Genomic DNA, 6631 nt, shown 5'->3' with positions numbered 1-6631 from the left:
GCACCCGGGCCTCGGAGATCCTGGTCACAGCACCGGAGCCCGGAGACCCTGGTCACCACGCCCGAATCCCTCAGGCCCCCGCCTCGCGCCCGCCGACGCGGCCCACGGCACCCCGCCTACGCCGTCAGCTCCTGATGCAGCGCCTCCCGCAGCCGGGCCGCACGCTCGGACACCGCCTCGGGCCCCAGCTCCACCGCGCGGGCGCACCAGCGCTGCCCCTCGGTCAGCTCGCCCCGGCGCGCGGCGAGGAGCGCCAGGCGCAGGGCGGCGCGTCCGTGACCGGCGCGGGCGGCACGGGTCCACCACAGGGCGGCCTCGCGCTCATTGCCCTCGCGTGCCAGCAGCAGCCCGAGGTTGAACGACCCGCTGCGGCTGCCCGCCTCGGCGGCCTCCCGGTACCAGCGGGCCGCGTCGGTCATGTCGCCACGGGCCGCCGCCAGCATGCCGACCCGCACCTGCGCACGGCGGTGCCCCTGCTCGGCGGCCCGCTCGTACCACTCCTCGCACTCGGTCTTCTCCCGCATCGGCTCCCCGAGCGCGGGCGGGCCCGGCGGCGGCTGGCGCGCGTCCAGCAGCGTGGCCAGCCGGAAGGCGGCCTCGGCGCTGCCGCCGCCCGCCGCACAGCGCAGATGACGCTCGGCGGCCCGGTCGTCGCCGTCCCGCAGCAGCGCGATGCCGACCTGGAGCGCCGCCTCCGTGTGCCCGGCGGCGGCGGCCCGCTCGTACCAGCCCAGGGCCGTACGGTCGTCGTCGCGGCCGACGTAGAGGATGCCCAGGTTGAAGGCCGCGTCGACGCTTCCGGCCTCGGCCGCCTTGGAGAACCACGGCTCGGCGCCGGTCGCGTCGCCCGCCTGGAGGAGCAGTACGGCGAGCGCGTTGGCGGCCTCGCGGTGCCCCGCGTAGGCGGCGCGGCGATACCACTGCTCGGCCTGGGGCGTGCGGTCCTGGGCGGCACAGAGCAGCCCGAGATTGTATGCGCCGTTCACATCGCCCGCGTCCATGGCCGCGCGGTACCAGCGCTCGGCGGTCTGCTGCTCGCCCCTGGCCGCGTGGAGTGCGCCCAGGGCGTTGGCGGCGTTGCCGTCGCCCTCCTGGGCGGCACGCAGCCACCACACCGCGGCGCTCTCCTCGTCACCGGCGTCCCGCAGGAGGAAGCCGAGCGCGCATGCCGCCCGGGCCTCGCCGTCTCTGGCGGAGGTCAGATACCAGCGCCCGGCCTCCTTGAGTTCGCCGCGCTTCTCCAGGATCGCCCCGAGGTACAGGGCGGCCCGCCGATGCCCGCGGGCGGCGGCCTGCCGGTAGAAGTGGGCGGCCTCGTCGAGGGTCGTGAGCCGCGGGTCCGGCACACCGCCGACCGCGTTCTCCGGCCCCTGTCCGGTGTCCGCGCGCGCCGCATCGGGGGCCGGCACCGGACGGGACCCGGTGCTCTGTCCGGGCACCTCGGCGCTCCCGGCTCCCGAGAGGATCTCGGGGCCCTCCGGGCGCGCGTAACCGCCCGTACGCCCGGAGCGGGCCTCCGTACGCCCCTCCGCGCGTACGTCACCGCCATCGGTGGCGGCCCGCGATCCGGGGGCCGCCGGGTGCGATCCGGTCGCCGTGGCTCGATCCGTGCCGAGGCCGAGTTCCCGGCCGAGTTCCCGGCCAAGGTCTCTGCCGAGTTCCCGACTGAGTTCCCGGCCGAGGTCTCTGCCGAGGTCTCTGCCGAGGTTCCTGCCGAGGTTCTTGTCGGGGCCCGCGCCGACGTCCGTGCCAAGGTCCGTGCTGAGGTCCAGGGAGGCACCGGCACGGCCGCGCCCGGTCGCCGCGCCCGCTCCCGGACGCCCCAGCAGCGGACCCACGTCCACCGGCCCGGCGTCCCCGCCCGCGCGCGCCTCGTCGGCCGCTCGTACCTCCAGTACGCGGGCGAGCCGGTACGCGGCCTCGCGGTGGCCCTGCTCGGCCGCGGCGCGCAGCCAGCGCTCGGCGCCCGTGTCGCCCCGGTGCTCCAGCAGATCGGCGAGTGCGTACGCCCCCAGGGCGTGGCCCTGCTCGGCCGACTGACGCAGCCAGTACTCGGCGGCCGGCTCGTCGCCGCGCTCGCGGAAGTGCCGCCCGAGAGCGTGCGCGGCGGCAGCGGAACCGGCGACGGCGGCGATGCGCCACCACCCGGCCGCCTCTTCGGCGTATCCGCGCTGGTGGAGCAGGACACCCAGATTGTTGGCGGCGGCCCGGTCACCGTCGGCGGTCGCGGCCCGCAGATACGGCTCGGCGCCGTCGAGGTCGCCACGGCGCAGCAGCAGCGCCCCGAGCACGCTCATCGACGCGCTGTCGCCGCCGTCCGCCGCGTGGCGGTGCCGCGCCTCGGCCCCGGCCGTCTCCACGGCGTCGACACCCACGGTGACGCCGTCTGCGGCGCTGCCCACGCCCGGCCCTGCGGTGGCGCCCGCCGTGCCGTTCGCAGCAGAATTCCTGGCATCTGCTGCGTTTCCGGCATGTCGCTGCACAAACCGCCCTGTCTCCAACAGAGTTGTCCTGTCCCCCATAAATTCCATCGTCGCACCACCCGCAACCCGCGTACACCTGGTATACCGCAGCCAGTAAGGTCACTTCAGCGTTTTGTCGACATGCCCACAGAGAGATAAGTCAAACACTTTCCCCGTCAACTCGCCCCACGCCGCGCGCAGTTCCCGTCAGACGCACATACGCACGAAGAGGGCCCGGATCCTCAAAGGATCCGGGCCCTCTTCTTTTCAGTAGCGGGGACAGGATTTGAACCTGCGACCTCTGGGTTATGAGCCCAGCGAGCTACCGAGCTGCTCCACCCCGCGTCGTTGTGTTCTGGACACTATCACGACGCGAGGTGTCGCCTGTTCAGCAGCGGGGTCAACGGCCCTGCTCAGCGGCCTGTCAGCCGCCCCGGCCGCTCCGGCCGCCCCGGGGTCTCCCTCAGGGCGATCTCGGCGGTGAGGGCGAGCCGGACCGGGAAGGCACCGGCTTGCCCTGGGCCGCCGCGAGCCGCTCCAGCGCGGCATCCAGCTCGTCCTGGGCCCTGCCGTACGCCTCCCGGTCCGTCGGGTCCTTCTTCAGCACCTCGTTGGCCTCGTCGTATGCCTTGAGCACATCGTCGATGGCCGTCTTCAGCGCCGCGTCACCGGTCGCCGGCGGAGTCGTCGGCGGTGTCGGTTTCGTCGGTTCGCCCGGTGGTGGCGTCGTCGGCGCCGCGCCCTCCTCCCCGAAGACCGCGTTCAGCGCCTCCGGGAGGCTGTCCTTGAAGACGGGTTTACCTCCGCTGTACGCGGCGGCCACCTTCTTCAGCAGCGGATAGTTGGCGCTGCCACCGCGCGCGTACACCGGCTCGACGTACAGGAACCCGCCGTCCAGGGGGATCGTCAGCAGATTTCCGTACTTGATGTCCGAGTCGGTGCCTCTCAGGTCCCGGACGAAGGTGGCGACCTCCGGCACACCGTTCAGCTCGGACTGCACCTGGGACGGCCCCTGAACGGTCTGGGTGACTCTCAGCAGTCTCATCGAGCCGTACCCCTCGCTGTTGGCGTCGGCGTCGACCGCCATGAACGCGCCCAGGTTGGGCCGCCCGGAAGGAGTGAACGTCGTCGTCAGCGAGAACTTCTGGTTCTTCTCGCCCGGCATCTTCAGACTGAGGTAGTACGGCGGGACCGCGCTGGTGTTGTTGTTCGTCGGGTCGTCCGGCACCTGCCAGGCGTCACTGCCGCTGTAGAACTGCTCCGGGTCGGTGACGTGGTACCGGGTGAGCAGCTCGCGCTGGACCTTGAACATGTCCTGCGGATAGCGGAGGTGCGACTTCAGCTCCGGGGAGATCTCGCTCTTGGCCTTCACCGTCCCGGGGAACGACTTCATCCAGGTCTTGAGCACCGGATCCTTGGTGTCCCACTGATAGAGCTTGACCGAGCCGTCGTAGGCGTCGACGGTCGCCTTCACCGAGTTGCGGATGTAGTTGACCTGGTTCTGCTGGGCGACGACGGCGCGCTGGTTGGTCGTCAGCGAGTCGGTCGTGGTGTCCCCCAGCGTCGTACGCGAGGCGTACGGGTAGCCATTGGTCGTGGTGTACGCGTCGACGATCCACTGGATACGGCCGTCGACCACCGCGGGATAGGCGTCGCCGTCGATGGTCAGCCAGGGCGCGACGGCCTCGACGCGCTCCTTCGGCGTGCGCTGGTACAGAATCCGCGAGCCCTCGCCGACGGCTCCCGAGTACAGAATCTGCGGCTCGCTGAAGGCGACCGCGTACGCGGCCCGGTTCAGCGCGCTGGAGAGACTGACGCCGCTCTTGCCCTGGTAGCTGGTGGTCTTCGTCGGCCCGCTGCCCGGCTCGTAGTCCAGCTCCTTCTGCGGGCCGCCGACGATCGAGTACTGCTCGGTCTTCTCGCCGTAGTAGATCCGCTGCTCATACTTGGGGAGCTGGCCGGAGGTCGGCATTCCGGACTCGGTGAAGTCCGGCGACCCGACCGTCCCCTTGTTGGCGTCGGTGACCACACTGGTGCCCTTGGCGGCGATCGCGCCATAACCATGGGTGTAGGTGAAGTGGTCGTTGATCCAGTTGCGCTTGGGGATGCCCTTGATGTTCAGCTCGCGCAGACCGATGACCGTGTCCTGCGGCTTTCCGTCGGGGCCGGTGTACCGGTCGACGTCCAGCGTCGCGGGGAACTGGTAGTACTTCCGCTGCTGCTGGAGCTGCTGGAACGCGGGCGAGACCACATTGGAGTCCACCACGCGGTAGCTGGCCGCGGTGGCGGCTTCGGCACGCCGCTCGCCGTTGCGCTTGGGGTCCCCCCGGCCCGGATAGTTCTCCGCCTTGGCCCCGTCGATCCCGTACGCCTTGCGGGTGGCGTCGATGTTCTTCTGGATGTACGGGTTCTCCTTGGCCTGCTCGTTCGGCTGGACCTGGAACTTCTGCACGATCGCCGGGTAGAGGCCCCCGATGAGGATCGCCGACAGGACCATCAGCCCGAAGCCGATCACCGGCAGCTGCCAGGTGCGGCGCCAGAGCGTGGCGAAGAAGAGCAGGGCGCAGATCACGGCGATGCAGAAGAGAATCGTCTTCGCCGGGAGATAGGCGTTGGCGTCGACGTACCGCAGGCCCGTCCAGTTCCCGGTGGCCTTGAAGTCGCTCGACTTCACCGCCAGGCCGTATCTGTCGAGCCAGTACGCCACGGCCTTCAGCGAGACGAACAGCCCGAGGAGCACCGACAGGTGCCCGGTGGCCGCGCCGGTCGCCCGCGCGCCGGGGCTGGTGATGCGCAGCCCGCCGTACAGATAGTGCGTCAGCGCGGCGGCGATCAGCGAGAGGACCGCGGCGGCGAAGCCGAAGCCGAGCAGGAACCGGTACCAGGGCAGATCGAACGCGTAGAACGACACATCCAGCTTGAACTGGGGGTCTTTCTGGCCGAAGCTCACGCCGTTGACCCACAGCAGCCAGGTCTTCCACTGGCCCGTGGCGGAGGCTCCGGCGATCAGCCCGACCAGAGCGGTGATCGCGAGGAGCACCCACTTCTTGTACGGAGCGATCCCCATGCGGTAGCGGTCAAGGCTCTGCTGCTCCAGCGACATCGCGCTGAGCGGCGGGCGCAGCCGGTGCGCGAGCCAGATGTTCACCCCGACGGCCGTGGCCATCAGCAGGCCGAAGACGGCGAAGAGGCCGATCTTGGTCCACAGGGTGGTGGTGAACACCGATGAATAGTCAACGGAGCGGTACCAGAGCCAGTCGGTCCAGAACCCGGCGAACATGACGAACGCCATGGCCAGGACCGCCAGCACGCCCAGTGTCATGAGCAGGGTGCGGACGCGCCGGGACGGCCGGCCCACTCTGATCCGTGGCCCGGTCGGGGGGCCTCCGCCGCGGTCCGGCATCTGGAAAGCCAACGTGCGCACCTCGAAGTTCGCGGTTGTTGAAGTAGCGGTTGTGGAGTACTCGCGGTCTGTCGAACGGGCCCCGCGATCGTAGAGCCCACTCATGCAACTTACTGAGGCTTTACCTAGTTCCCGTCCCGGGGCCGGAAGGAGGCAGGATATTGGTCATGTCCTACGCTTCCCCTTCCACCCCCTCCGATCCGACCCCCGCAGGCTCGGGTCCGATCGCCGCGAGCCCGCTGACCCGGGCCGTACTGGAGATCGACGAGTACGCCTCCGGACTGGGCTGGGACCAGCCCGCACGGCTGTTCGCGCTCGTCGACACCGAGCGGTTGCGCACCCAGGAACCCGGGCTCGCGACCCAGCTCGGCCTCGACGGCGACGACGCGGCGGCGCCGCTCACCCCGATCGAACAGGACGAGATCCCACCGGGCACCGCCCTCGACGACTTCCTCGCCACCATCGCCTGGCCCGAATCGGTGGCCGGCTGCGCCCTGACGGTGGAGCGCCAGATGCTCCCGGCATCGGCGGAGGCCGCAGTTCCGGACGGCCTCGACGACAAATCCCTCACCAGTTGGGTGGCCGCCCATCCCGAACGCCAGGAGGTACGGATGACGGTGGCCGTCCTCCGCGACGGCGCGCGCGAGTCGGCACTGCGGCTGCGCGAGAAAGACTCGGCGAAGGAGGTGCTGACCGGCGCGGATCTGGTGCCGGGGCTCGCGGAGGCGCTCGCGGCGACATTCGAGGCATAGCGGAACAGCCGCGG

Annotated in this window: 3 protein-coding genes and 1 tRNA gene; 1 reads left to right on the top strand and 3 read right to left on the bottom strand. The window is 70.8% G+C overall.

What is annotated here, in order from left to right; all coding sequences use genetic code 11:
- Positions 1–116: 116 nt before the first annotated feature.
- The 3 genes from ACWF94_RS29235 to ACWF94_RS29225 all read right to left on the bottom strand — a co-directional run bounded on the left by ACWF94_RS29235 (position 117) and on the right by ACWF94_RS29225 (position 5865).
- Positions 117–2531, bottom strand: coding sequence for a sel1 repeat family protein (locus ACWF94_RS29235; protein ID WP_453494944.1), 2415 nt, complete (start codon positions 2529–2531; stop codon positions 117–119).
- A gap of 202 nt (positions 2532–2733) precedes the next feature.
- Positions 2734–2807 (bottom strand) — tRNA-Met (locus ACWF94_RS29230).
- Between the two features lie 118 nt (positions 2808–2925).
- Positions 2926–5865 (bottom strand): UPF0182 family membrane protein, encoded by a 2940-nt coding sequence (locus ACWF94_RS29225; RefSeq protein WP_453494947.1) that lies wholly within the window; start codon positions 5863–5865, stop codon positions 2926–2928.
- A 167-nt stretch (positions 5866–6032) separates the two neighbouring features.
- On the opposite strand from ACWF94_RS29225, the gene ACWF94_RS29220 reads away from it, so the two are divergent.
- Positions 6033–6617: a PPA1309 family protein gene (locus ACWF94_RS29220; protein WP_453494942.1), complete on the top strand. Its 585-nt coding sequence runs from the start codon at positions 6033–6035 to the stop codon at positions 6615–6617.
- The last annotated feature ends 14 nt before the right edge of the window (positions 6618–6631 follow it).

It is taken from the genome of Streptomyces sp. NPDC055078, assembly GCF_053607985.1.
Note: the sequence above shows the minus strand (reverse complement) of the source record. Positions and strands in the feature narration are given on the sequence as shown.